This window comes from Streptomyces sp. NPDC037288, from assembly GCF_055603265.1.
In genome coordinates, this window is record NZ_JBVJVY010000058.1 from 1 (window position 1) to 19,999 (window position 19,999).

At 70.8% G+C, this 19,999-nt stretch carries 25 protein-coding genes; 16 read left to right on the plus strand and 9 right to left on the minus strand.

Going from position 1 to position 19,999, the window contains the following annotated elements; all coding sequences use genetic code 11:
• Positions 1-274: 274 nt before the first annotated feature.
• Positions 275-484, minus strand: coding sequence for a hypothetical protein (locus tag ACZ7GZ_RS37535; protein WP_471031501.1), 210 nt, complete (start codon positions 482-484; stop codon positions 275-277).
• Between the two features lie 348 nt (positions 485-832).
• Here ACZ7GZ_RS37535 and ACZ7GZ_RS37540 point away from each other — a divergent pair, with 348 nt between their 5' ends.
• Positions 833-1,504: a hypothetical protein gene (locus ACZ7GZ_RS37540; protein ID WP_471031504.1), complete on the plus strand. Its 672-nt coding sequence runs from the start codon at positions 833-835 to the stop codon at positions 1,502-1,504.
• 18 nt (positions 1,505-1,522) lie between these two features.
• On the opposite strand, the gene ACZ7GZ_RS37545 is transcribed toward ACZ7GZ_RS37540, so the two are convergent.
• The 3 genes from ACZ7GZ_RS37545 to ACZ7GZ_RS37555 form a co-directional block, all read right to left on the minus strand.
• Positions 1,523-2,401: a DciA family protein gene (locus tag ACZ7GZ_RS37545; RefSeq protein WP_471031505.1), complete on the minus strand. Its 879-nt coding sequence runs from the start codon at positions 2,399-2,401 to the stop codon at positions 1,523-1,525.
• A gap of 9 nt (positions 2,402-2,410) precedes the next feature.
• Positions 2,411-3,925, minus strand: coding sequence for a transcriptional regulator (locus ACZ7GZ_RS37550; RefSeq protein WP_471031508.1), 1,515 nt, complete (start codon positions 3,923-3,925; stop codon positions 2,411-2,413).
• Positions 3,926-4,911: 986 nt separating this feature from the next.
• Positions 4,912-5,058 carry a hypothetical protein gene (locus ACZ7GZ_RS37555; RefSeq protein ID WP_471031581.1) on the minus strand — a complete coding sequence of 49 codons (147 nt, stop codon included), beginning with the start codon at positions 5,056-5,058 and terminating at the stop codon, positions 4,912-4,914.
• Here ACZ7GZ_RS37555 and ACZ7GZ_RS37560 point away from each other — a divergent pair.
• On the plus strand, positions 5,002-5,175 hold the full coding sequence (locus ACZ7GZ_RS37560) for a hypothetical protein (protein ID WP_471031583.1): 174 nt from the start codon (positions 5,002-5,004) through the stop codon (positions 5,173-5,175). The two genes, ACZ7GZ_RS37555 and ACZ7GZ_RS37560, sit on opposite strands and share 57 nt — an antisense overlap.
• An 83-nt stretch (positions 5,176-5,258) precedes the next feature.
• Here the strand turns inward: ACZ7GZ_RS37560 and ACZ7GZ_RS37565 are convergent, their stop codons facing one another.
• From ACZ7GZ_RS37565 to ACZ7GZ_RS37585, 5 genes are all read right to left on the minus strand, one after another.
• Positions 5,259-5,579: a hypothetical protein gene (locus ACZ7GZ_RS37565; RefSeq protein ID WP_471031510.1), complete on the minus strand. Its 321-nt coding sequence runs from the start codon at positions 5,577-5,579 to the stop codon at positions 5,259-5,261.
• On the minus strand, positions 5,518-5,727 hold the full coding sequence (locus ACZ7GZ_RS37570; RefSeq protein ID WP_471031512.1) for a cytidine/deoxycytidylate deaminase family protein: 210 nt from the start codon (positions 5,725-5,727) through the stop codon (positions 5,518-5,520). The genes ACZ7GZ_RS37565 and ACZ7GZ_RS37570 overlap by 62 nt, the downstream gene beginning before the upstream one ends.
• Positions 5,727-6,410, minus strand: coding sequence for a RibD family protein (locus tag ACZ7GZ_RS37575; protein ID WP_471031514.1), 684 nt, complete (start codon positions 6,408-6,410; stop codon positions 5,727-5,729). Before ACZ7GZ_RS37575 ends, ACZ7GZ_RS37570 begins: the two co-directional genes overlap by 1 nt.
• A gap of 21 nt (positions 6,411-6,431) precedes the next feature.
• Positions 6,432-7,859 (minus strand): helix-turn-helix domain-containing protein, encoded by a 1,428-nt coding sequence (locus tag ACZ7GZ_RS37580; protein WP_471031517.1) that lies wholly within the window; start codon positions 7,857-7,859, stop codon positions 6,432-6,434.
• A 153-nt stretch (positions 7,860-8,012) separates the two neighbouring features.
• Positions 8,013-8,345 carry a GntR family transcriptional regulator gene (locus ACZ7GZ_RS37585; protein WP_471031519.1) on the minus strand — a complete coding sequence of 111 codons (333 nt, stop codon included), beginning with the start codon at positions 8,343-8,345 and terminating at the stop codon, positions 8,013-8,015.
• A 186-nt stretch (positions 8,346-8,531) separates the two neighbouring features.
• Between ACZ7GZ_RS37585 and ACZ7GZ_RS37590 the strand changes: the two genes are divergently transcribed.
• The 14 genes from ACZ7GZ_RS37590 to ACZ7GZ_RS37655 all read left to right on the plus strand — a co-directional run bounded on the left by ACZ7GZ_RS37590 (position 8,532) and on the right by ACZ7GZ_RS37655 (position 19,977).
• A complete protein-coding gene (locus ACZ7GZ_RS37590; protein ID WP_471031521.1) occupies positions 8,532-8,993 on the plus strand; it encodes a hypothetical protein in 462 nt (153 codons plus the stop codon).
• A gap of 720 nt (positions 8,994-9,713) precedes the next feature.
• Positions 9,714-9,935 carry a hypothetical protein gene (locus ACZ7GZ_RS37595; protein WP_471031524.1) on the plus strand — a complete coding sequence of 74 codons (222 nt, stop codon included), beginning with the start codon at positions 9,714-9,716 and terminating at the stop codon, positions 9,933-9,935.
• 5 nt (positions 9,936-9,940) lie between these two features.
• The gene (locus tag ACZ7GZ_RS37600) at positions 9,941-10,204 is read left to right on the plus strand and encodes a WhiB family transcriptional regulator (protein WP_471031525.1); all 264 of its coding nucleotides are present in this window, start codon (positions 9,941-9,943) and stop codon (positions 10,202-10,204) included.
• Between the two features lie 231 nt (positions 10,205-10,435).
• The gene (locus tag ACZ7GZ_RS37605; protein WP_471031527.1) at positions 10,436-10,765 is read left to right on the plus strand and encodes a hypothetical protein; all 330 of its coding nucleotides are present in this window, start codon (positions 10,436-10,438) and stop codon (positions 10,763-10,765) included.
• Positions 10,766-10,971: 206 nt separating this feature from the next.
• Complete coding sequence (locus ACZ7GZ_RS37610) at positions 10,972-13,248, plus strand: hypothetical protein (RefSeq protein WP_471031529.1); 2,277 nt, start codon at positions 10,972-10,974, stop codon at positions 13,246-13,248.
• 170 nt (positions 13,249-13,418) lie between these two features.
• Positions 13,419-14,057 (plus strand): hypothetical protein, encoded by a 639-nt coding sequence (locus ACZ7GZ_RS37615; RefSeq protein WP_471031531.1) that lies wholly within the window; start codon positions 13,419-13,421, stop codon positions 14,055-14,057.
• A gap of 1 nt (position 14,058) precedes the next feature.
• Positions 14,059-14,277 (plus strand): hypothetical protein, encoded by a 219-nt coding sequence (locus ACZ7GZ_RS37620; RefSeq protein WP_229868326.1) that lies wholly within the window; start codon positions 14,059-14,061, stop codon positions 14,275-14,277.
• A 712-nt stretch (positions 14,278-14,989) separates the two neighbouring features.
• The gene (locus tag ACZ7GZ_RS37625) at positions 14,990-15,460 is read left to right on the plus strand and encodes a hypothetical protein (RefSeq protein WP_471031534.1); all 471 of its coding nucleotides are present in this window, start codon (positions 14,990-14,992) and stop codon (positions 15,458-15,460) included.
• 17 nt (positions 15,461-15,477) lie between these two features.
• On the plus strand, positions 15,478-15,870 hold the full coding sequence (locus tag ACZ7GZ_RS37630; protein ID WP_138909804.1) for a hypothetical protein: 393 nt from the start codon (positions 15,478-15,480) through the stop codon (positions 15,868-15,870).
• Between the two features lie 15 nt (positions 15,871-15,885).
• A complete protein-coding gene (locus tag ACZ7GZ_RS37635) occupies positions 15,886-18,105 on the plus strand; it encodes a hypothetical protein (RefSeq protein WP_471031536.1) in 2,220 nt (739 codons plus the stop codon).
• Positions 18,102-18,569: a DUF6197 family protein gene (locus ACZ7GZ_RS37640; RefSeq protein WP_471031539.1), complete on the plus strand. Its 468-nt coding sequence runs from the start codon at positions 18,102-18,104 to the stop codon at positions 18,567-18,569. Before ACZ7GZ_RS37635 ends, ACZ7GZ_RS37640 begins: the two co-directional genes overlap by 4 nt.
• A 17-nt stretch (positions 18,570-18,586) precedes the next feature.
• A complete protein-coding gene (locus tag ACZ7GZ_RS37645) occupies positions 18,587-18,796 on the plus strand; it encodes a hypothetical protein (protein WP_471031541.1) in 210 nt (69 codons plus the stop codon).
• Between the two features lie 129 nt (positions 18,797-18,925).
• The gene (locus tag ACZ7GZ_RS37650) at positions 18,926-19,261 is read left to right on the plus strand and encodes a hypothetical protein (RefSeq protein WP_471031543.1); all 336 of its coding nucleotides are present in this window, start codon (positions 18,926-18,928) and stop codon (positions 19,259-19,261) included.
• Between the two features lie 284 nt (positions 19,262-19,545).
• Positions 19,546-19,977: an RRQRL motif-containing zinc-binding protein gene (locus ACZ7GZ_RS37655; protein ID WP_471031546.1), complete on the plus strand. Its 432-nt coding sequence runs from the start codon at positions 19,546-19,548 to the stop codon at positions 19,975-19,977.
• The last annotated feature ends 22 nt before the right edge of the window (positions 19,978-19,999 follow it).

Genomic DNA, 19,999 nt, shown 5'->3' on the forward strand with positions numbered 1-19,999 from the left:
TGGGAGATGACCTCCACCGGGTACCGGTGCCCCTTGTAAGACGGCGCGGTGTCCACGAACAGCTCCCAGGATGACCAACCCGAAGATCATCTCACCGGCTCAGATCAACGTGACAATGCCCACGGCGACCCCGGCCGCCACCACGCCCCAGACCTGCAGCTGCCTGCGGGTCTGCTTCTTCAAGCGCCAGCGCCGTCGACGTGCCGCCATCACCGCCCCGCTTCCCAGGTCCGTGATCCGCAGTGCGCCGCCGGATCCCGGCGGGTGCGGCAGCTCATCGGCCGGCCTGCGTGACGCCGCTCGCCAGCTGCCCCAGGACGTTCACGATCCCCTCACCGACCGGGGTGGGGGCGATCAGGACACCCAACGCCAGAACGATGACGACGGTCAGCTTCTCGTCGAAGCGGCTGCGGGCCTCTGTACGCCGCCGCAGCCGCCAGATGACGATGACTACGAGCAGCACCGCCACGTTGATGGTCACCAACGCCCCGGCCTCCCCACCGACTGGCATTCACCCCAGGGGCGGCTGTATGTCGCCGCCAGCCTTCTTGTGTAGCGGCGCCTTGGTGGTGTTGGAGGCGGGTTGCCGACGAATGGCACAAAGCCATCGGACCTGGCCGAATACCGCGCGGCCTGTCGCCGTGTCCAGCTTGGTGTGGCCAGGCGGAGGCGCTCTTCACCACCGGGATTGGGAAAGCGCAAGGGCCGCCCGGCTTCCCGGGCGGCCCTTGTCTGAGGTCTGAACCCTGGGGGTATGGCCTGCCCACTTTCGAGGGCTACCAGGGACGATTCCAGGGTCTTCGCCGCCCAGTGTACCTACGATTGCCCCACCATGCACAGCACGCCGCCCACCAGCATTGAGCCGCCCGACGACAAGGCGGTCATCGAGCTGATCAGCCCCGACCGGCTGAACCCCTACCTGAGCGCCTGCGCCGGTGACTCCACCGCCGCGCTCGCGCTGTACCGGTGGAACAGCGACCTCGCCGCGGCGTTCTTCGAACCGCTCGGGCACCTGGAGATCATGCTGCGCAACGCGCTGGACGCACGGCTCGTTGCCCGCCAGCAGCGCCGGGGCCGCACCACCGAGTGGTACATCGACAGGCAGGTCCCTCTCACCGGCAAGGCCCGCGGCGACATCGCCCAGGCCCAAGAGCGCGCTGATCGGGGCGGCGCTGCGACCACGCCGCGCGGGAAGGTCATCGCGGAGCTGAGCTTCGGCTTCTGGCGCTTCCTGCTGGCCCGCCAGTACAAGACCAGCCTCTGGCCCGACCTCGCGGGCGCCTTCCCCCACGCCCCCAACCGTGCCCTGACCACGGTGGAGAATCCGGTCAAGCGGCTGCACCAGTTCCGCAACCGCATCGCCCACCACGAAGGGATCTGGCACCTGCCCCTCGAAGCACGCCGGGATGACATCCAGACCGTGCTCGGCTTCATAGCGCCGGCCGCCGCAACGTGGGTCGCCGACGCCTCCCGCATCGACGACGTCCTCGCTCGCCGCCCCTGACACCTCGAGCTTTCCCCGTCACGCGGTCCTGCCCAGCGGCGCTGTCTGCGGGACCGCGGCCGCCGTCCCGGCCTCCCTCGCCGCGCGCTCCGCACGGGCCCGGCGCAGGGCCGCCGCGTGAGAGGCGTCGGCCTGGCGGCGCCGCTCGGCGCGGGCCTGCTCGATCGGGGCTGGCTGGTCGTCGGCCGCCCGTTCCGGCTCGGGGAACGCGCGGCGGCTGAGCGCCCGCATCGCCCGGGTCTGGCGTTCCACTGCCTCCGCGATCGACGGGTCGACGCGGCTCGGCGGCACCATGGCCTGGTGCGCGGCGAGCGCCTGGTGGAAGCCGGGCGATCCCATCTCGCGCGTCTTCACCGGCGCCTGTGGAACGTCCGGCGCGGCGGCCGAAGCGGTTCGGGGCGCGGGCGCGGCCCCCGGGGGCAGGACCCGCACCGTGCGGACCGCGTCGGTGCCGGCCGCCTTGTTGGCCGTGGCGACGATCCGCGCGGTGATCAGGCGCAGCTGGGTGGCGTAGGACGAAGAGTCCGGGCGCAGGTCGAGCTGTCCGGTCTCCGGGTGGAACGCGACGGCCGTGACGTGGTGGGGCAGCTGCGGGGCGACGGCCGCTGCGATGTCCGGCCACTGGTCCAGGACGCTGCCGCCGGCGGCCGGGAGCTCCCAGGCCCGGTCGGCCATCAGCCCGGCGAGGACGGCGGCGAACCCGGAAGGCTCCCGCCCGTCCCGCTTCACGGTCGTCACCCGGCGCCGGCGCGGGACGCGCGCCTCGCCGCCGCCGTTGTTCCGCGCGGCCAGCCGGGCCTGCTGCAGAGCGACCCGGGCGAGGTCGACGCCGGACAGCTCCGGGGCGGCGTCGCCGCTGCTGCCGGTCTGGTCGGTGGTGGTGGTCTGCTCGGTCATGTCGGCCTCCTACCGGCGTCCGTAGGTCATCAGCGAGCTGCGCGAGCCGCTCGCGATCTGGCGGGCGCGGTGCACCAGCTCCGCGCCGTAGATGCGTTCGGCGGCGGGACGCCCCATGGCGTCCACGGCCGTCATGACGAGGTCCGTCTGGCCTGCCATGAGCTGGCCCCAGGCGTCAGCGCGCAGCTGCGCCAGCTCCTGCTCGCTCAGCTCCGCATCGAGGGCCTGGTCGTCGGCGACGTCGTCCTGGTCCTGGTGGCGGCCGCCGTTCGCTGCCTCCCTGACCTTGGCGAACGCGGCCTCCACCTCACGCTGAACCGCACGGCTGGAGGGGGCGTCCCAGTCGCCCTCGTAGCGCTCGGTGCGGGCGCGGACCTGCTGGATGCGGTCGCGGCGCGCGGCTTCCTGGGCACCGCGCCACTGCTCGATTGCCTCGGTCCGCTTGGCCGGGGTGTCCAGGACGTTCTCCGCATTGGCCAGCAGCACGGCGAGCAGACCGGAGCCCCGACGGACGTGGGCCGCCTCGCCGCGCAGATGCAGCCAGGCACGGACGTCGGTCACGGTCCATCCGGCATCAGCGACGTTCCGGGCCACCCAGGCGATCCGGGGCACCGAGCAGCCGCGCAGCCAGTCCAGCTCCTGGGTGAGCTCCCGGGCCAGCTGGAAGCGGCGCCCGACGACGTTCAGCTTCCGGCGACCGCCGGCCTTCGTCTTGGACTTCTTCGGGGTGGGGGACTTGGCTTCCCCGCTTGCGAGCTTGCTCTCAGGGGGGAAGGAAGTAGTACCCGCAGTGGAAGACACTGAGGTACCGACCTGCATTGGGGTGCAACGGACCTCATCCGAAACAGCCGTCACACCGCCCTGCTCAGCACCCCTCACCGAGGCCTTCGCCGGGACCTTCGACGACGTCTCCGAGCGCGGCTTGCGCACCTTCCGGGCCGCCTTCTTCACCAGCTTCGCCATCAGCTCCCGGCCGGCCTCCGCGATCCCGGACACCGCCCGCGTGTACGCCGGAGCGCCCTCGTCCCGCTGCACCGTGCGGATCCCCAGCGCGTCGTCGAACTCCACCGGGATCATCCGCGCGAACTCGCTGGCCTGCGCCGGGCCGCCGGACACCCGGGCGCCCTTCACGATCCACGCGAGCAGCCCGGCCTCCCGCAGCATCCCCAGGTGGTACTCCACCGACCGCTCCGACAAGCCGGTGCGGCGCACCAGGTACTCGATGCCCGGACGGCACGGGAAGAGCTGCGCGAGCTCCTGGGCGACGCGCACGGTCGTCGGCCCGAAGCTGCGCGGCCCGTGCGACCGGTGCCGCCGCGGCTTGTAGAGCCCGGACCCGGCGACCCAGTGGACCGCCTGCATCCACGAGTAGCCGTCGCCCGCGATCCGGCCCGACGACGTCGACAGCCACTGCGACGCCTCCGGCACGAACAGCACGGGCAGCACGACGACCGCATCGGCGTCGTCGACCGACGGACGCGGGGCAGGAATCAGCGCGGCGACCGATGCCGCCGTGCTGCTCATCGGCCCACCGTCCCGGCCGGGGCGGTGAAGATCGCCTGTGTCGTCATCGGGCCGGTGTACACGCCAAAGCGGACACCCCCCTCAGCAGGCAAAACGCGCGCTTCGTGATCCATCGCCGACCCTGCAACACGCGGCCTGTGGACAGAGCCCGCTCAGCCCGGATCACCCCCCGCGCTCCCGCACGACGGGCAGAAATCTTGGAACCTGTCCCGCCACACGGGACGGCACCCTCGCGGACACCGCCGTCGACGGAGTTGTTGATGAACTCGGGGAGCGGGTGGACGAGCCGGGCGGCCGGCGCCGCGACCGTGGCCGGCGGGACCGTGCCGAAAGCACCGCGCTTGTAGCTTCCTACCGGAAATTCAACTTCCGGTACGGAACGGAAAAAGAGGGGCGAACGGTACGCCGATCCCGTCACACGAGACAACAGCCGCGCCCGAACTGGGGTGAAACGGACAGGGTCAAGCTGACAGGGGGACACCACTTGGGGCACTATGAGAAAGACCTGCCTTCCATATGGCTGGACCGACCAGAGCCCCTCGGGGCTGGACCGGCCTCCATGGATGTGTCAGGGGCCGCCCCCTTCGTGAGAAGCGGGCGGACCTGGATCGGGTGGGGGGAGATTTCTCCTCTCCTCTTGATTCCGGTGAACCGCAGGGCCCCCGTCACAGGGCCCCGCGGATCGGCAGGACACCGACCGTTGTCAGCGGTCGGGGTGTTGCTGGAGGCCCTTGTCAAAGGGGCCAACCCGCTTGTCGAAGGCGGGGTATTGCGAGAGAACTGGCTCGATGAGCCGAAGCTCAGGACCGGCGCCAACCGGGACTGAGCAGCCGACTGGGGTGTCAAGCCCGGTCGGAGCGAAGGGCCGCGCGAGGCCGAGTGGATTGTCAGTCCGCTGTCTGGTGCGCGCGGCCGGTGGCGGTTACGTCACGTCGACCCCCTCGAAACCGAAGGTGGAGTCGGCGTACCTGAAACCGGACGCGAGGTCAGTTCGCATGCGGTCCCCCCTGAGCGACGGATGGGTGCTCCTCGGCCAGGCGACGGAGCAGCTCCGCATACTTCAGACGGTTTCCCCGGTGGGGCTGAGTCTGGCCGGCTTCCCACCGCACGACGGCAAGCCGCTTGACGCCGATGGCCTCTGCGACTTCCCCCTGGGTGAGGTTCGCAGCGATCCGCAGCTGCTGCCGGATGTGGGGCGGGGGCAGCGTGTCAGCATCCACAAGGGCATCGATTCGGCGCAGCGAATCTGACATCACAGCCTCCATCCCATCCAACACTTCCCAAAAAGATACACCATTTGATCTCTGGCAGGGTGCAGACACCTGCTGTGCCGTCACGCCAGCCTCCCCAGATGCGCATTGACGGCCTTCGCGGCCGCCATCAGCTCCGGCAGTTCCACTACGGTCACCCCGGCTTCAACCAGCTGTTCGTAGCCAACGCAGTCGTCGACGAACAGGGTCGGTTCCCGCCAGGCGATGACGACGCGCGGAATGCCGGCGGCGAGGATCCGCTGCGCGCACGGCGGGCGGGACGCGCTGCGCTGGGAGCAGGGCTCCAGCGTGCTGTAGAGCGTCGCGCCTGCGAGTCGCGGGTCATCCTTGGGGAGTTGGGGCGAGGGCGACCTCTTCGGCGTGATCGCGGGGGCCGGTTGCACGGGAGTAGCCGGACGCCAGCTTGGTGCCGTCCTCGCCGACGATCACCGCGCCGACCGAGTAGGCCCCCGTAGCTGGAGGGCACAGAGCGGCGAGGTCGATCGCGCGCTGTGTCCAGCGGAGGTCCTGGTCTCGGTCGGGCGCGTACATCAGGCGGTGCGCTCCTTCGGGGCGTAGCGGACGAAGACCACGTCATCGATCGCCCGGACCTCGAGCACCTTCATCCGGGCCGTCGATCCGCCGGGGTAGTCGGCGGCGCCCAGGAATCGGGCCGCCTCCGGCTGACCCACCAGCAGCGGAGCGATGGCCAGGTGCACTTCGTCGGCGAGGTTCGCGGCCATGAGCTGGGTGTGGATCGTGCCGCCGCCCTCCACCATGAGCCGGCCGATGCCACGGCGACCGAGCTCATCGAGGACCAGGCCCCAGTCGAGCTCCGGTCCGACGCTGACGACGTCGGCAAGCCCGTCGAGCGTGGCGCGCACCTTCTCCACCGCGTCATCGACGGTGACGACCAACTTCTCGCCGCCGTGGTGCCAGAAATTTAGGTCAGAGGAAAGGTCCCCGGTCCGGGTGACCGTGACCTTGAGCGGGTAGGCCGGCTTGCCCTCGGCAACGCGCTGAGCCCGTCGCGTTTCGCTGTTGACGAGGAGACGCGGGTTGTCCTTCCGCATGGTCGTCGCGCCGATCAGGATGGCGTCGGACTCCGCGCGGACCTGGTCAACGCGGTCGAAATCGGCTGCGTTGGACAGGCGCAGCCGCTCGGGGCTGGCGTCGTCGAGGTAGCCGTCGACCGACATGGCAGCGGAGAGGATGACGTACGGACGCGTGGTCATAGGTGATGTGATCCGTTCTGCTCAGGATTCGTGGGCGAGTGTGCCGTCGAAGTGCGCGCGGAACTCCGCGACCTCGGGCTGGCGCTGCCAGGGCACCAGCGCCTTGTCGAGACGTGCGAGCTCCCGGACGATCCGGCCCGAGCCCGTGTCATTGGCGACGGTCAGGGCCTGGAGGCCGACCGCAGCGGCCTGGTCGGGCGCGCCAGCACCGACATGAGCCACGGCGGCCCGAGCCAGGTAGACGCCGCGGTCGCGGTGGTAACCGTCGGGCAGTGCCTTGATGGCGCTGGTGAAGACCTCGGCGGCCTCCGCGTGCTTTCCCAGCGCCTCCAGGCTCTGCGCCCGGTGCACCTCCACGTACTGCTCGTTCAGCCACACGCCCCAAGGGGTCGTGTCGCCGGAGACGCGGTCGAGGGCGTTGCGTACGTCGTCGATCGCGCGCTCGCTGTCGGTCGACTCACCGCGCAACGCGTGCCCGTACGACTCGTAGGTCCGGGCGACGGCGGCCAGTCGGCTGCGGGGACGGGCCATGCGCTGCGCGGCTTCGGCGAGGTCGACGGCGTCGACCAGGTCGCGCATTTCGCCGGCGAGCTGTGCCTTGCGGGCCATCACATAGGACGTCAGGTCGCCGTCCCCGACGGTGTGGCTCCACTGGAACGCCCGATCGAGCCAGAACTGCGCGCTGTTGAAGTCGCCCAGGTCCTGGTAGAGCCAGGAGGCGAATTCCGCGTACTGCGTCTGGAGTTCCATGAGGGCGTGGCGATCAACGCCCTTCGCATCCTGACGCAGGTCCTTGATGTCCTCGATGTGCTGGCGGACGGCCGCGATGGCTCGGCTGGGACCAAGGAGATTGTCGCTGTCGATCAGCAGACGACGCGCACGCTGGAAGTGTTCCACCGGCGTGCCACTGTAGGCGGAAGCCGACCGGGCAGGCCGTGTCAGGCCCGGCAGGGAGCTGGCGGCCGCCGGCGTCCCCCCGCCCAGCGCAGCTGCTGCACCGAGCCCCATCCCGCCACGCAGCATCGCGCGTCGATCGAGCGCCACGAAAACCACCGATCCATCCCGTAGACGAGCGGGGACAAAGATCCCCTCATCGTCCGACGTTGCCCGCTGGGATGCGGCTGTGGCCAGGTCCACCGATGATTCGGACACATGGAGCCCTGAAACGGACACATGGCCCTGGGGGGAATCATCCGTGCCGATGCGCTCCCACAACTCGATAAGTAAGCCCTGCGCGTTGAGTACGCGATCCAGCTGTTCGACCTCGGAGCGGTACTTCGGAGCGCGCTTGGCGTTCTCCCATTTCCACAGCTTGGAGTACGAGCAGAAGGTGGCTTCCGCAAGGCCGCGCAAGCTGAGGCCACACCGCTCGCGAAGGTCTCGAACCGTGTAGCCAAAGCGGTCCAGGGGCGATGCCTCTGGGGTCAGAACGTTCGGCTTCTGCCCCACGCTGATCCCCCTCCATGTCTCCTATCGGTGTGTCCAGTGGCTGGACACATGTCATACCTAGAACCAGCTCCGTGGTCGGGCCTACAACTTTGCTAACGAAGTTGGACCGGCCAGGGAGGGACGAACATGCGCAACGAGACGCGAGAAAGGACGTCAGTCGCTTCGACCCTTCTCGATCCGTTCGAGGCGGGCGGCGAGGTCGGCGACCTGCTCCTCAAGTGCCCTAAGAGCACGGGCAGTCGAGTCCTCGCTGGACTCGGAGGCGGTCTCCGTGACGAAGGAGCCGCGTCCTTGGTGCGAGTAGATGAGCCCAGCCGTGCGCAGCTCGGCCAGGGCTCGCTGGACGGTGCCGGCCGCAACGCCGTACTCCTCCGCCAGCTCCCGAGTGCTCGGAAGTTTCGTCCCTGCCGTCAGGCGACCGGAGCGGATCTTGTCGCGGACATCCTGAACGATTCGCTGGTACGGCTGCACGGCCTCGTTGCTCATGAGCGACATCGTAGGTCGACCCCCTCGCCTTAGCTAGCTTCCATAGCTTCCTCAACCAAGTACTTGACACGCCCCGTACTGTATCAGCTAAGTTAGGTATGCCGGCAAGGTGAGCGGGGCGGCAAAGCCCCCACCTGCCACTTCCTGGGATCACGTTGAGCCCGAACTCGAAGGGAGCTCCACCCCATGAACACCACCACCCGCCCCACCGCTGGCCTCGCCACCGAGAACTTCGACGTTGAGACCCAGGAGCTGCTGGACGAGCTGGACGTCGAGCTCCCGGAGTTCGGTGGGGTCGACCTGGACGTCGTGTTCGGTACGCCCCTGGAGATGTACGAGTTCGTGACCCCGGGCGAGCTGGCCCGCTACGACGCCGCGGCCGGCGCGCGGGGCGGCCGCACCAAGGCCCAGGACGAGGTCGGCTCCGAGTTCGCGGCGCGCAGGGACGCGGCGCGGGACATCGTCGCGGCCGACCCGTCGATCACCGAGCGAGTCCGCGAGCGGCTGTTGGAGGCCCTGGAGCCGTCGATCGCCGTGTGGATCCGCGAGGAACTGATGGGCGCGGCCCGGTCCGTCGGCGCGCAGATGCTCCGCCCGATCGCCACCGCCGCCGTTCCGGCCTCCGCGCCGGTGCCGCTCGCGGCCTGACCCCAGACCTTCGGCTCTGACGGCTCCCATCGTCGCCACCTCGAGTGGCGGCGGTCGAAGCGGCCAGATTCACCGACCGCCTAGCCCCCGGAGAAGGTCATTTGCGACTGGCGTCGCGGCCGGACCGGGGAGTGACCGTTCCTTGAGAATCGAAGACGCTACGCCGGGTGACGACTGCCGCCCCTGACCAGGCAACTGGCTGGGTGTTGCGCGTAAGGGTGACCGGACTCCAGTCCTTGCGGGGCTGTCGGATGCGTCAGAAGGGCACGACCGGAGCCAGAATCCCGGTCACCGTGAACGGCGGTGCGAGGCGGGGAAGTGAGAGCGACCCTTCTTCGTGCCACGGAGCGGCAGCAAGGCAGACCTCGGTCTGTTTCGGCTGTCGCGTGGGCCGAGCGATCACCCTCCCCCGCAGCATCTTGCGGCGGTAGCGCGATGACAGCCCCCAGCCGGTATACGGAACATCGCACGACCCGGCGGGTGAGCCAGTGGTCGCGGGCACTCCACCTCCCGGTCGAAAGGTGGTCAGAGCGGAAGGCAGAAGGCCGCGCGCCGCAACACCCCAAGCACTTCGCAGCCCCGCGCTGCCCAGTCGCCCGCCGCCCGGCCTCCGGGCCGTTCGGTGGGCGGTGGAGAGCGCGGTGGACACCGGCTCTACCAACCGCGACAGCCCCAGGGATGAGGCCCCCGGGGCTGTCCAGGACCTGTATGGAGGCCCTGATGCAGCTCAGCATGACACGTCCGGTGCCCCGACCGAACGCCGGGATCATCGACGACATCGAGGACGAGGACAACAAGAAGGGCTTCGAGCCCGACGACCTCACCGCGTTCCACCAGCTCGTCCGCCACCTCATCGCCGACGGCGACCGCCGCGCGGCCAGCGCCGGCCGCAAGGCCCGCCGCACGCTCGCCGAGATGACCCTCGTCGGACAGAGGCGGTGACCGGGATGGACTGGCGCCACCGGGCTTCGTGCCGCGACGAGGACCCCGAGCTCTTCTTCCCCATCGGCACTACCGGCCCGGCGCTCCTGCAGATCGAGGAGGCTAAGGCTGTCTGCCGCAACCGGTGCCCGGTCATCGAGCAGTGCCTGACCTGGGCGCTGGAGTCCGGTCAGGACGACGGCGTGTGGGGCGGACTGTCCGAGGACGAGCGCCGCGCGCTGAGGCGCCGCGCCGCCCGCAACCGGGCCCGGCAGGCGGTGTCGGTATGACGGACGCCGACCACAAGCGCCTGGAGGACGCCCTCCGCCGGACCAACGAGCAGCACGACTTCGGCCGTCGCGCTCACGGTTGAGCGTCCCGCCCCGTAGGACGCAAACCCAACTCAACTCCCGTTCCACGCTGTTTGGTCAGGTCGGCCGCCCGCACCACGGGCGGCCGGCCTTTCGCATCCCCGGATCCGGGCATGGACCCGGGTCGACGTCCTGCAGCCAGGAGGCACCATGCGCACCATCCGCCGCGACGGCTGGACCGCCGCCGACTACGACTCCGAACAGATCCTCCACGAGCTCGGGCACCGTGACGCCGCCGCCCGGGTGAACCGGGCCCGCCGCCGGCACCCGGTCCGCCGGGCCTGGCGCACGCTGCGTACCCGGCTCCACCGTCCGGCCGCCACCGCGACGCCAGCGGCGGGCATCGACTGGGACGCCGCCCGGGCGGCCGCCGACGCCGTCAACCGCGGCGACGTCGACGCGGCCGACCGCATCGTCCAGGCCACCCCCGACCCGCGCGGCACCGCCTTCGCGGCGTTCCGCTTCATCGGCGTCGAGTGACCTCTTCCGACTGGCGGTTGCCTCCTCCGCCCGTCCCCGCCGCGCGCCGGGACGGACGGGGCCGAGGGGAGCCGGACAGTCCGAACGCACCTCACCGGCCACCGCCAGCACGCCGCCGGAGCTGCCCGCTCAGTGCGGCTGACGCACCCACCCCGTACAACCGCCGCCCCGGCCCCGGGGCGGCACCCGATCTGGAAGGAGGCGGCGTGGCCGCCACTCGAACCCGGAACAAGAGGGCCACCGCCCGCACCAAGAAGCCGGCCACGACGGTCGCGCAGCCCGCCGCCTCCACCCTGCCCGCCCAGGCCCCGGCCCCGACCCCCGAGACGGAGACGGTCTCGGAGACGTCGCCGGTGGTGGAGACGGACGGCGAGGTGCTGGCCGGGGTCGCGGACGCCCGGGATCGGGCCGCCGACATCATCGACACCGCCCGCGAGCAGGCCCTCGTCTTGCAGACGCAGGCTGAGGAGCAGGCGGCGCGCACCGTCGCCGAGACCCACGAACAGGCCACCGTCCTGCTGGCCGACGCGCGCATGCGCGCCGAGGCTGTCACCGCCGGCGCCCAGGAGGAGGCCACCGCCCAGCGGACGGCGGCCACCACGGAGGCCGAGACGGTGCGCGAGGAGGCGCAGAAGCTGCGCGGCGAGGCCGACCGGCTCCTGGCCGAGGCCCGTACCCGCGCCGACCAGCTTCTCGCCCAGGCGCGTTCGCAGGTCGCGGAGCTGACCGAGCTGGCCGCCGCCGACCACCAGGCCACCGCGTCCGCGGTCGCCGAGCTGCGGCGCCTGGCGGAGGCCGACCTCACCGAGATCGGCGCCCTGGTCGAGGCCCGCCGCACCGAGGCCGGGCAGATCCTCGCCCGCGCCCGCGAGGAGGCCGACAACCTGCTCGCCGCCGCGCAGAAGGAGGTCGAGCAGGCTCGTGAGCGGCACGCTCAGCTCGCCAAGGCTGCCGCCGAGCAGTACGACGCCCGGCGCACCGAGGCGGAGACGCTGTACGCGGACGCGGTCGAGGCCGCCGCCGAGCGTCGCCGTGAGGCCGACGCCCACGTCGCCGCTGCCCACACCGAGGCGGAGAAGGCCCGCGCCGCACTGCGCGCCGAACTTCGTCAGCTCGGCGAGAAGTTCGACACTGAGGCCGCCGCCAAGCGCCAGGCCCTGACCGAGGAGCTCGCCGGACTGAAGACGGCGTGCGACCAGCAGCGCGAGCGACTGCGGACCGAGGCCACGAGCGTCGCCCAGGAGCTGCGCGCGGCCGCCCAGAAGGAGGCCGAGCGCATCACCGCCGAGGCCGGGCGCAAGGCCAAGGCCGTCACCGAGCGGGCACAGGCCGACGAGGCCCGCGCTCGCCGGCTGCTGACCGAGGCCCGCGAGGCGAAGCAGGCCGCGTCCCGGTGGCGCGGCTGGCGGCAGAACCTCGGCAAGAAGCTGTGGACGGCGGCGCCGTGGGTCGCGCTGGCCGCCGGCGTCGGGCTCGCCGCGTCCGGCGAGTACGAACTGGCCCGCATGGTCGGGATCAACGACTACGTCGCGCCGCTCCTGCCGGTGTCGATCGACGTCTACTGCGTCACCGCGTTCCGCACCAAGCGGGACATCGCGCCGGCGCTGCTGCTGATGGCGTCGGCCAACGTCGTCTTCCACCTCTCCGAGCAGGCGCACCTTGTACCCGAGGGCGGGTCGGCGCCGTGGCAGCTCACCACCTTCGTCGTCCTGATCTTTGTGGCCGTCATCTGGCGCGTCCACACCCTCATGCACAACGACGGGACGGACGGCCACGGCGGGACGAACACGCCGTCCGGTACGGCCACCGCAACGCCGGTCCGTACCGGCACGGACGGCGGAAACGGAACGCCCGACCGTACAGGTACGCACCGCCTGACGGACGGTACGGACAGCGCGACGTCCGGCCGTACGCAGCCCGCTCACAGCGACCTGTACGCCGCGAACAGCGGCGGACGATCGGACGGTACGGGCCCCGGACACGACGGTACGGACCCCGCATCCGCCCTGACTCACCCCTTGCACCACAACGGGGGTGAAGGGGCACTGACCAGGGAGTACAGCGACCGTACATACGGCGTACACACCACCCCGGACGGGGCGGCGCGTACAGGTACGGCGGCCCGAGGGCGTACCGGTACGGCACACGCGGCCGTACAGGGACGCACGGGCACGGTCAGCGTCCGTACACAGCCCGGCCGCGAGGGCGTACAGGGTGGCCGTACCGGTACGGCGACCGCCTCCTCCCGTACAACCGGAACCAGCGGTACGGGCCGTACAGGCGGTACGGACCGACCCGGTACGCCCGCCCGGACGGACGAAGAACTCCTCCCGCTCGTCCAGGCGCTCCCGCGCGACGAGGACGGCTACGTGACCCTCTACCGGGTCCGCACCGACCTCTCGGTCAACCAGCCCCGCGCGGTCCGGCTGCTGAAGGAAGCCGGCCTGCTGCGGCCCGAGGACGCCGACAAGTACCTCACCTGACCCACCGTCCGGCACACACCAAGGAGGGCCAGCCCGCAGGCATCGGGCTGGCCCTCCTCGCGACTGCCGGAAGCAGCCACCCGTCCAGTACAGCACGTTTGCCCAGATCAGAACCCGCTTCCGGCACGCCTGGGCGGGCTCGAACCACCCCGAAAAGGAGTCAGCAGCCCATGTCCGGAATCGACTGGGACAAGGAGTTCAGCCTCATGAACCCGACCCCCCCGACGTCGGAGAAGTCGGAGAAGCCGGAGAAGCCCGCCACCTCGCGTCTGTCCGCCGCGGTCGGCGGGATGCGCCGCAACACCGCGGCGCTCGCCGTGTGCGGCACGATCGCCGTCGTCGCCGTGTGCGGCACGGTCATCGCCGTCACCAGCATGCAGAGCGAGCAGGCCGCCCAGGAGCGTGCACGCGCCAAGGAGCAGGCCGCGAACGCCCTGGTCGAGGCGGAGGCCGACAAGCAGCGGGCACAGACCGAGGAAGCCGCGGCCAAGGTCCAGTACGAGCGGGAGATGACCATCTACCGCGAGTGCATGAAGCAGCGCGCGGCAGCGGTCGCCAAGGCGGCCTCCTACGACATCGCGAGGATCCCCACCTGCGACGCCCCGACCCTCGACGGTGCGGCCTCCAAGTCCCAGGAATCCGCTGGTTCCGGCGGCGGCGCCGGCGCCATCACCTCCAGCCCGTGGCTGTGGGTGGCACTCGTCGGAGGCGGCGGATTCATCGCCTACAAAAAGCTCTCCGCGCCCTCCGGTTCGGGTGCGGTAACTCCCATGAACGACAAGGGATTCACCTTCGAGAAGGGTGCGTGACATGACGCTTCAGTTCTTCGCTCTCGCCCTGTTCTGCTGGGCGCTGTTCTTCACCTTCAAGAAGACGAAGGGGAAGCAGATGGTGATCTGCATCATGCTGATCGTCTCCGGGATCTTCCTGCCGTACACGCCGTTCAGCGAGCAGATCCGGACCACGCTGGAGTCGGTTTTCAACACGGCGAACACGACCGTGAACAACATCAGCTCGTCGTCACGCTGAGTGCACGCCATGAGTTACCGGTTACCGGTTACAGCCCCCAGGACACCCCCAGAACCGCCCGCCAGGCGGCGCGAACCGGTGTCCTACGGGCCTGTAATCGGTAACCGGTAACCGTCCGGAACCACACAAAGTCACAGAAGGGAGGGCCGTGGAACTCCTCGTACTCCTCGCCATCAGCTACCTGTTCGGCGTGGAAAAAACGCACGGGAAATACGAGCAGGCGGGAATCAAGAAACCCCCCGCTAAACCGAAAGATAAATGGAATCCGACCCGGGCTCCAGAAACATTCCGAAACACGCCGTACAACATCGCGGCGAAAACGCATTACGGGCTTCTGGCAGGCGCTCATATCGCCGGTGGCCTGCGCGACGGCTGGCGCTCTGCCTACCTCAAAAAGCCGAGCGGGAAGCCTTCCGTTTCCACTTCTGCCGGGCCCACTCCAGGGCCCTCCGCGACCACCGTGCCGCCCAAGCCCACCGCACCCCCGACTACCCCGCCGACCGCACCGACGGCGCCCCCAACGACCGCCCCGCCGACGGCACCCCCGCCTCCCGGCACCCCGCCCCCGACAACACCCCCACCGCCGACGGCTCCCCCGCCCCCGACGACCCCGCCGACGACGGTGCCGCCGGGGTCCGCAGTCCCCCCGGCGGGCACGGTCCCGCCGCCCCGCACCGTCCCGCTGCCCGAGCACATCAGGAAGGACCCCGCGATGCAGCCCAACCCGCCCGCCCCGCACGCCGCGACCGTCGACGACAAGGGCATCCACGTCACGACCGCCGCCGGGAAGACCCGCACCTACAGCGGCGGCGAGGTCATGACCCTCACCCAGGTCATCGACCTCGCCGAAGGCTCGGCCACCCTGTGCCAGGCCAGCACCGACACCGCCCTGGAACTCATGGACGAGGCCACGGAGCTGGCCACCGACTGCGACACGCTCATCGCCGACATCACCGCGAAGGGCGTCGGCGCGAACCTCATCGCCAAGTGCGAGGTGCTCAAGGAGCAGCTCGACCTCCAGGCCGCCGCCGCCAAGGACGTCCACGACAAGATCCAGGGCGGCGAGGAGGCGTGCCGCACCGCATCCGCGAACGCGGAGCTGCGGCACGGCGGCATCTTCCGGGCCGTCGCCGACTCCCCCCTGACCAAGCCCGCCGAACGCGACTTCTACAACGCCCGATAGAAGAGGAGCAGCCCCGCATGAGCGCCACCGAGACCCTGAAGGACGCCGCGAACTACGCGGCCCTGCGCACCAAGCTGGCCTGGCTCACCCACAAGGTTCACGCGCACGCCCAGACCGTCACCAAGCTCGCCTCCGACGTCGATGACGCCGCCGAACAGATGCTGGACGCCTCCGAGACGATGAAGGCGCTGGCCGTCGACGACGCGACGACCTCCGAGTTCGCCGACGCCGCGCTGACCATGACCGGCGTCAAGGACGCGGCCGGCGCCTACACCTCCGCCGCCGACAGCGCCTCCGCAGCCGCCGACGATGCGAAGACCACCACCGAGAACGACCACGGCGGGATCGCCGACGCGGTGGACTCCTCCCCCGTCGACATGGCCGAAGCCAGCTTCTACGCCCAGCAGTAAGGAGAACGAAGGATCATGGGGCCGACCCGAGCACAGTTCGTCCAGTACGCGCCCGCCGCGCTCGCGGTGGTGCCTCTCGTGGCCGGCCCCTGGTCCGCCCTCGCCGCCGCGGCGGCCGGAGCCGGGGCGTGGGCCGTCAACGTCTCCGCCCCGGTGCTGCGGTCTTTGATCGGGTGCGGGTTCACGGCCACCGGGTGCGGCATCGCCGCGCACGAGGTCCTCGCCGCGGGCGGGAACCCGCTGATCGCCCTCGGGCTCGCGGTCCCGGCCGGGGCGGCCGCCCTGGCCCACCACCGCAACATCGCCGGCCACACCCCTGCACTCACACCCGCGATCACGACCACGGGCGCGGGTGCGGCGGTCGGGCTGACGTCGCAGGCACAGCTCATCACCGCCTGGTGGAAGGAGTTCATCTCCGGCCCCACCCAGACCGAGGACCGCAAGCTCATCCAGCCCGGGGCCAACCTGGAACACCTCGCCCTCGAGGCCGACGACGACCACGTGTCGTTCACCGGGATCATCACCCTGCCCCAGGGGCAGCAGGTACGGGTCCGGGCCGCCGACATCGCCGCCGTCTACCAGATCCCCGTCTCCCAGGTCGAGCTGGGCGACCCCAAGCACTACGCGCCCAACGCCCTGCCCGTCACCGTGCACCTGAAGGTCCCGACGGCGCAGCCGCAGATCGCGGCCGGTACCCCGACGACGCCCGAGGAACTGTGGGACGCCTACGTCGGCGTACCGGAAGGCGCGATGCCCGGCACCACCCTGACCCTCACCCGCTACGACGGGCCGCTGGACTGGGAAGGGATCGCCACCCGCGACCGCAGGGCGATCGGGACCGTCAACCTCCAGGACCTCGCAGGCAATTTGGACCTGGAGACGATCCAGATCGCTCTCGCCCCCGGCGACAAGCCCTCGCAGATGGGGATCCGGGTGATGAAGGAGCACGCGCTGATGCACGGCACGATGCTCTCCTCGGTCGTCAACGAACTGTCGATGGACTCCCGCGGTTACATCCGCGCCGGCACCTACGTCGACGGCCGGGCTGCCCTCCTGCCCCTGGCGCAGCCCGGCTCCGGCGCCCGCCACCTCTACCTTGTCGGCGGGTCCCGGTCGGGCAAGTCGGGGCTGCTGGAGCAGATCCTGCTTTCCGCCCACCGCTCGCGTATCGCGGTGATCCTCGCCTCCCCGCAGGCCGGCACCATCGCCGGCGCCTCGCTGTCCGCCTACCTCGGGGACGGCCTGGACGAGGCGATGGGCGCGCTGCGCCTGGCCTACGCGATGATGCTCGACCGCGAGGCCCGCTACCGCTCCCCCGCCTTCCCCTTCACCGACCCGCTGGTCCTGGTCGTCATCGACGAGGCGCACATGCTGCTGTCGGCCTCCTCGCCGTACCACCTGGAGGCGAAGGCGATCGTGGAGCAGCTGACCCGACGCTCCCTCAAGCGGGGCATCGGCGTCGTCCTGGCCACCCAGACTCCGCTGGCCGAAGACCTCGGCAACTCCACCGTCATCCGCTCCCAGCTCCTCATCGGCGGCGGCGCGGTGTTCCTGCGCTGCGCCAAGGGCCAGGGTTCGCTGGTCGGCGCGAACGCGGTCGAGGGCGCGGAGGGCATCGACCTGTCGATGATCCCCTCGCAGTGGCCGGGCCAGTACGCCAAGGTCAGCAACCGGGACATGAGCGGCCTGGCCACCGAGGCCGCCGCCGCCCCCGAGGACGGCACCTTCGGCCTGGGCTACCTCCTCACCCCCGGCTCGCAGGCCGTCCAGTTCCGCTCCCTGCACCTGGACGTGGCCCCCGTCTCCCTCGCCGGAGGCGAGCCGCCGGTCGGGATCGAGGACTGCGACGCCTGGCGCGAGCGCGACGCGATCACCCAGACCCCCATGGTCGACAAGCGCGGCAAGAACCTGATCGGCAGCCTCGCCGACCTCCTCGCCGCAGCCGAGGGCGCCCCCTCCTCGCAAGAGGCGCCCCACCACCACCCCGGCGGCCCCCAGGCAATCGCCGGATCCAGCAGGCCCGGTGCTCCTGGCGTAGCCGCGGGGGCGCCCGACGGACAGGAGCTGATCAAGCCGCGCATCCTCGAGCTCCTGCGGGAGCAGTCCATCCCGATGACCGCCGAAACCATCGCCCGAAAGCTGGGCACCTCCGCCAAGAACATCAAGCCGCGCCTGTCCGAGCTGAAGAAGCGGGACGAGGTCACCAACGAGAACGGCCTGTGGAGGGCAGCATGAACACCCGCACCAACACCGAGACCAACTTCACCCCCATCGACCAGGACCTGTACGCCAAGGCGTTCCAGCTCCTCGACCCCGGCCCCACCCCGGAGCCCGCCGCCCCCGCCGCCTCGGCGGCTCCCGTGTCGGTCTCCCGCCCCGCCGCCCCGCCGGTGCGCCGGACCGGCCCGGTGGAGAAGACCCTCACCGACGCGCTCGCGCTCCTTGACACCCACGGCTGGGCCAGGTTCACCCTCGTCCACCTCGAGGGCGCCCGCTGCTCCATCGGCGCCCTGCGCGCCGCGGCCGGCGCCCGCAACGCCGCCTACTGCGACGCCGGGAACCTCCTCCTGGACGAGGCCCGCCGCCAGCACGGCAAGAAGTGGGAGACGATCCCCTCCTGGAACGACTCCCACACCGGAGCGCAGGTGCGTAGCGTGTGGGAGGCCGCCATCCGGCGCGCCCACCACATGAACATCTGACCCGGTTGGAGTTGCCCGTGTCGTTCTCGTTCACCAACCCCGAACCGGACCGTGACGACCGGTCGTTCTCCTTCACCGGCTCGCAGCCGGGTCGCGACGACGGCCGTTCGTTCTCGTTCACCGGCTCGGACCCGGCCGACATCGACAGGCAGCTCCAGACGATCACCGACATGGCCACCGAGATCCTCCGCCTCGTCGCAGAGGTCCGCAGTCAGATCAACACCTGACCGCACCCTCCGCCCAGAACGCGGAGGCACCAACAGCCAGCTCGGCATAGCGCCCCGCCCGGACCCCTTCCGGGCGGGGCGTCGCTGTTCCCTGCCCTCACCCACCCAACTCTCCGGAGACCGACCAACGTGCGCCGATACCGCTACCGCTGCACCGTCTGCCGCACCACCAGCCCCGTTGTGACCCAGATCGAGGCCCTGGCCGCCGTGGGCGAGGCGCACCGGCAGACCCTCCACGGCGGGCACTTCCCCGACGACGAAATGGCAGGCCAGATAGACCGCCTCGGCCGCTGGTACGCCGCCCTGCCCCCACTGGCCGCGCTCCACGCCCGCATCGCGGACGCGCTCAGCGACCTGCGCGACATCAAGACCGTGGGCCACTACTGGTGGGCCAGCGCCGGCGCCACCCTCCTGATCGCCGGGACGGCCGCCCTCGCCCTCCTCCTCGTCGCCTCCGCCCTCTGACCACGGCACCGACCGCCCCGCCTGGCCACCGGCACCGGACCGCCCCCGCCCCGGGCGGCTGGTCCCGGTGACCGGACAGGCCGACCGGCCACCACCCTTCACCTCACGCCCCGTCGACGGACCGTCCGTCGACGGGGCGCAGCACTGCCCGCCCTCACACCTGCTGGAGGACAACCCGTGCTCGTACCCCGTCCGCGCCGCCAGATCGGGCGCTCGCGTCCGCAGCGCCCCGGCCTGCGCTACCCGCAGCGTCCCGCCCGGCTTCCTGGCCCCTGGAGCAGGTGATGGCCGACCAGGACGAGGACCTGGTCGACGTCGACCCGTACGACCCCGGCGACGGCTCCTTACCGGTCTTTCGGTGGAAGCAGGCCGGGCGCGAGACCCTCGCGACCCGCCGCCAGCTGCGGGAGATGGGCCTGCGCCCCGGCGGCCACGAGCCCGTCGCCCGGATCGAATGCCGCGGCGGGAAGCGGTGGGCGTGGCTGTACCGGATCGACCTGGCGAAGCCGAAGCTCCCGATGACCCTCGCGAAGGAAGCCGCGCTCGACAAGGCCATGGCAGCCCGCCAGACATGCGGCACCTGCCGCCGACGCTACTTCCACTGCATCCCGCTCAAGACCTTGGGCTCCTGCCTGGAGTGCCACGACGGCACCCCCGCCGACCCGAACAGTTACATCGCGCCCCCGGCCACCGGTGCGCACCGGCTGGCCGCGTGAGACGAACCCCGTCCCGGCGACT

Bases quoted from the DNA above. Each gene is read 5' to 3' on its own strand.
- ACZ7GZ_RS37540 (WP_471031504.1), top strand. From the start codon at position 833: ATGCACAGCACGCCGCCCACCAGCATTGAGCCGCCCGACGACAAGGCG.
- ACZ7GZ_RS37545 (WP_471031505.1), bottom strand. From the start codon at position 2,401: ATGACCGAGCAGACCACCACCACCGACCAGACCGGCAGCAGCGGCGAC.
- ACZ7GZ_RS37550 (WP_471031508.1), bottom strand. From the start codon at position 3,925: ATGAGCAGCACGGCGGCATCGGTCGCCGCGCTGATTCCTGCCCCGCGT.
- ACZ7GZ_RS37570 (WP_471031512.1), bottom strand. From the start codon at position 5,727: ATGTACGCGCCCGACCGAGACCAGGACCTCCGCTGGACACAGCGCGCG.
- ACZ7GZ_RS37575 (WP_471031514.1), bottom strand. From the start codon at position 6,410: ATGACCACGCGTCCGTACGTCATCCTCTCCGCTGCCATGTCGGTCGAC.
- ACZ7GZ_RS37585 (WP_471031519.1), bottom strand. From the start codon at position 8,345: ATGAGCAACGAGGCCGTGCAGCCGTACCAGCGAATCGTTCAGGATGTC.
- ACZ7GZ_RS37590 (WP_471031521.1), top strand. From the start codon at position 8,532: ATGAACACCACCACCCGCCCCACCGCTGGCCTCGCCACCGAGAACTTC.
- ACZ7GZ_RS37595 (WP_471031524.1), top strand. From the start codon at position 9,714: ATGCAGCTCAGCATGACACGTCCGGTGCCCCGACCGAACGCCGGGATC.
- ACZ7GZ_RS37600 (WP_471031525.1), top strand. From the start codon at position 9,941: ATGGACTGGCGCCACCGGGCTTCGTGCCGCGACGAGGACCCCGAGCTC.
- ACZ7GZ_RS37605 (WP_471031527.1), top strand. From the start codon at position 10,436: ATGCGCACCATCCGCCGCGACGGCTGGACCGCCGCCGACTACGACTCC.
- ACZ7GZ_RS37615 (WP_471031531.1), top strand. From the start codon at position 13,419: ATGTCCGGAATCGACTGGGACAAGGAGTTCAGCCTCATGAACCCGACC.
- ACZ7GZ_RS37620 (WP_229868326.1), top strand. From the start codon at position 14,059: ATGACGCTTCAGTTCTTCGCTCTCGCCCTGTTCTGCTGGGCGCTGTTC.
- ACZ7GZ_RS37625 (WP_471031534.1), top strand. From the start codon at position 14,990: ATGCAGCCCAACCCGCCCGCCCCGCACGCCGCGACCGTCGACGACAAG.
- ACZ7GZ_RS37630 (WP_138909804.1), top strand. From the start codon at position 15,478: ATGAGCGCCACCGAGACCCTGAAGGACGCCGCGAACTACGCGGCCCTG.
- ACZ7GZ_RS37635 (WP_471031536.1), top strand. From the start codon at position 15,886: ATGGGGCCGACCCGAGCACAGTTCGTCCAGTACGCGCCCGCCGCGCTC.
- ACZ7GZ_RS37640 (WP_471031539.1), top strand. From the start codon at position 18,102: ATGAACACCCGCACCAACACCGAGACCAACTTCACCCCCATCGACCAG.
- ACZ7GZ_RS37655 (WP_471031546.1), top strand. From the start codon at position 19,546: ATGGCCGACCAGGACGAGGACCTGGTCGACGTCGACCCGTACGACCCC.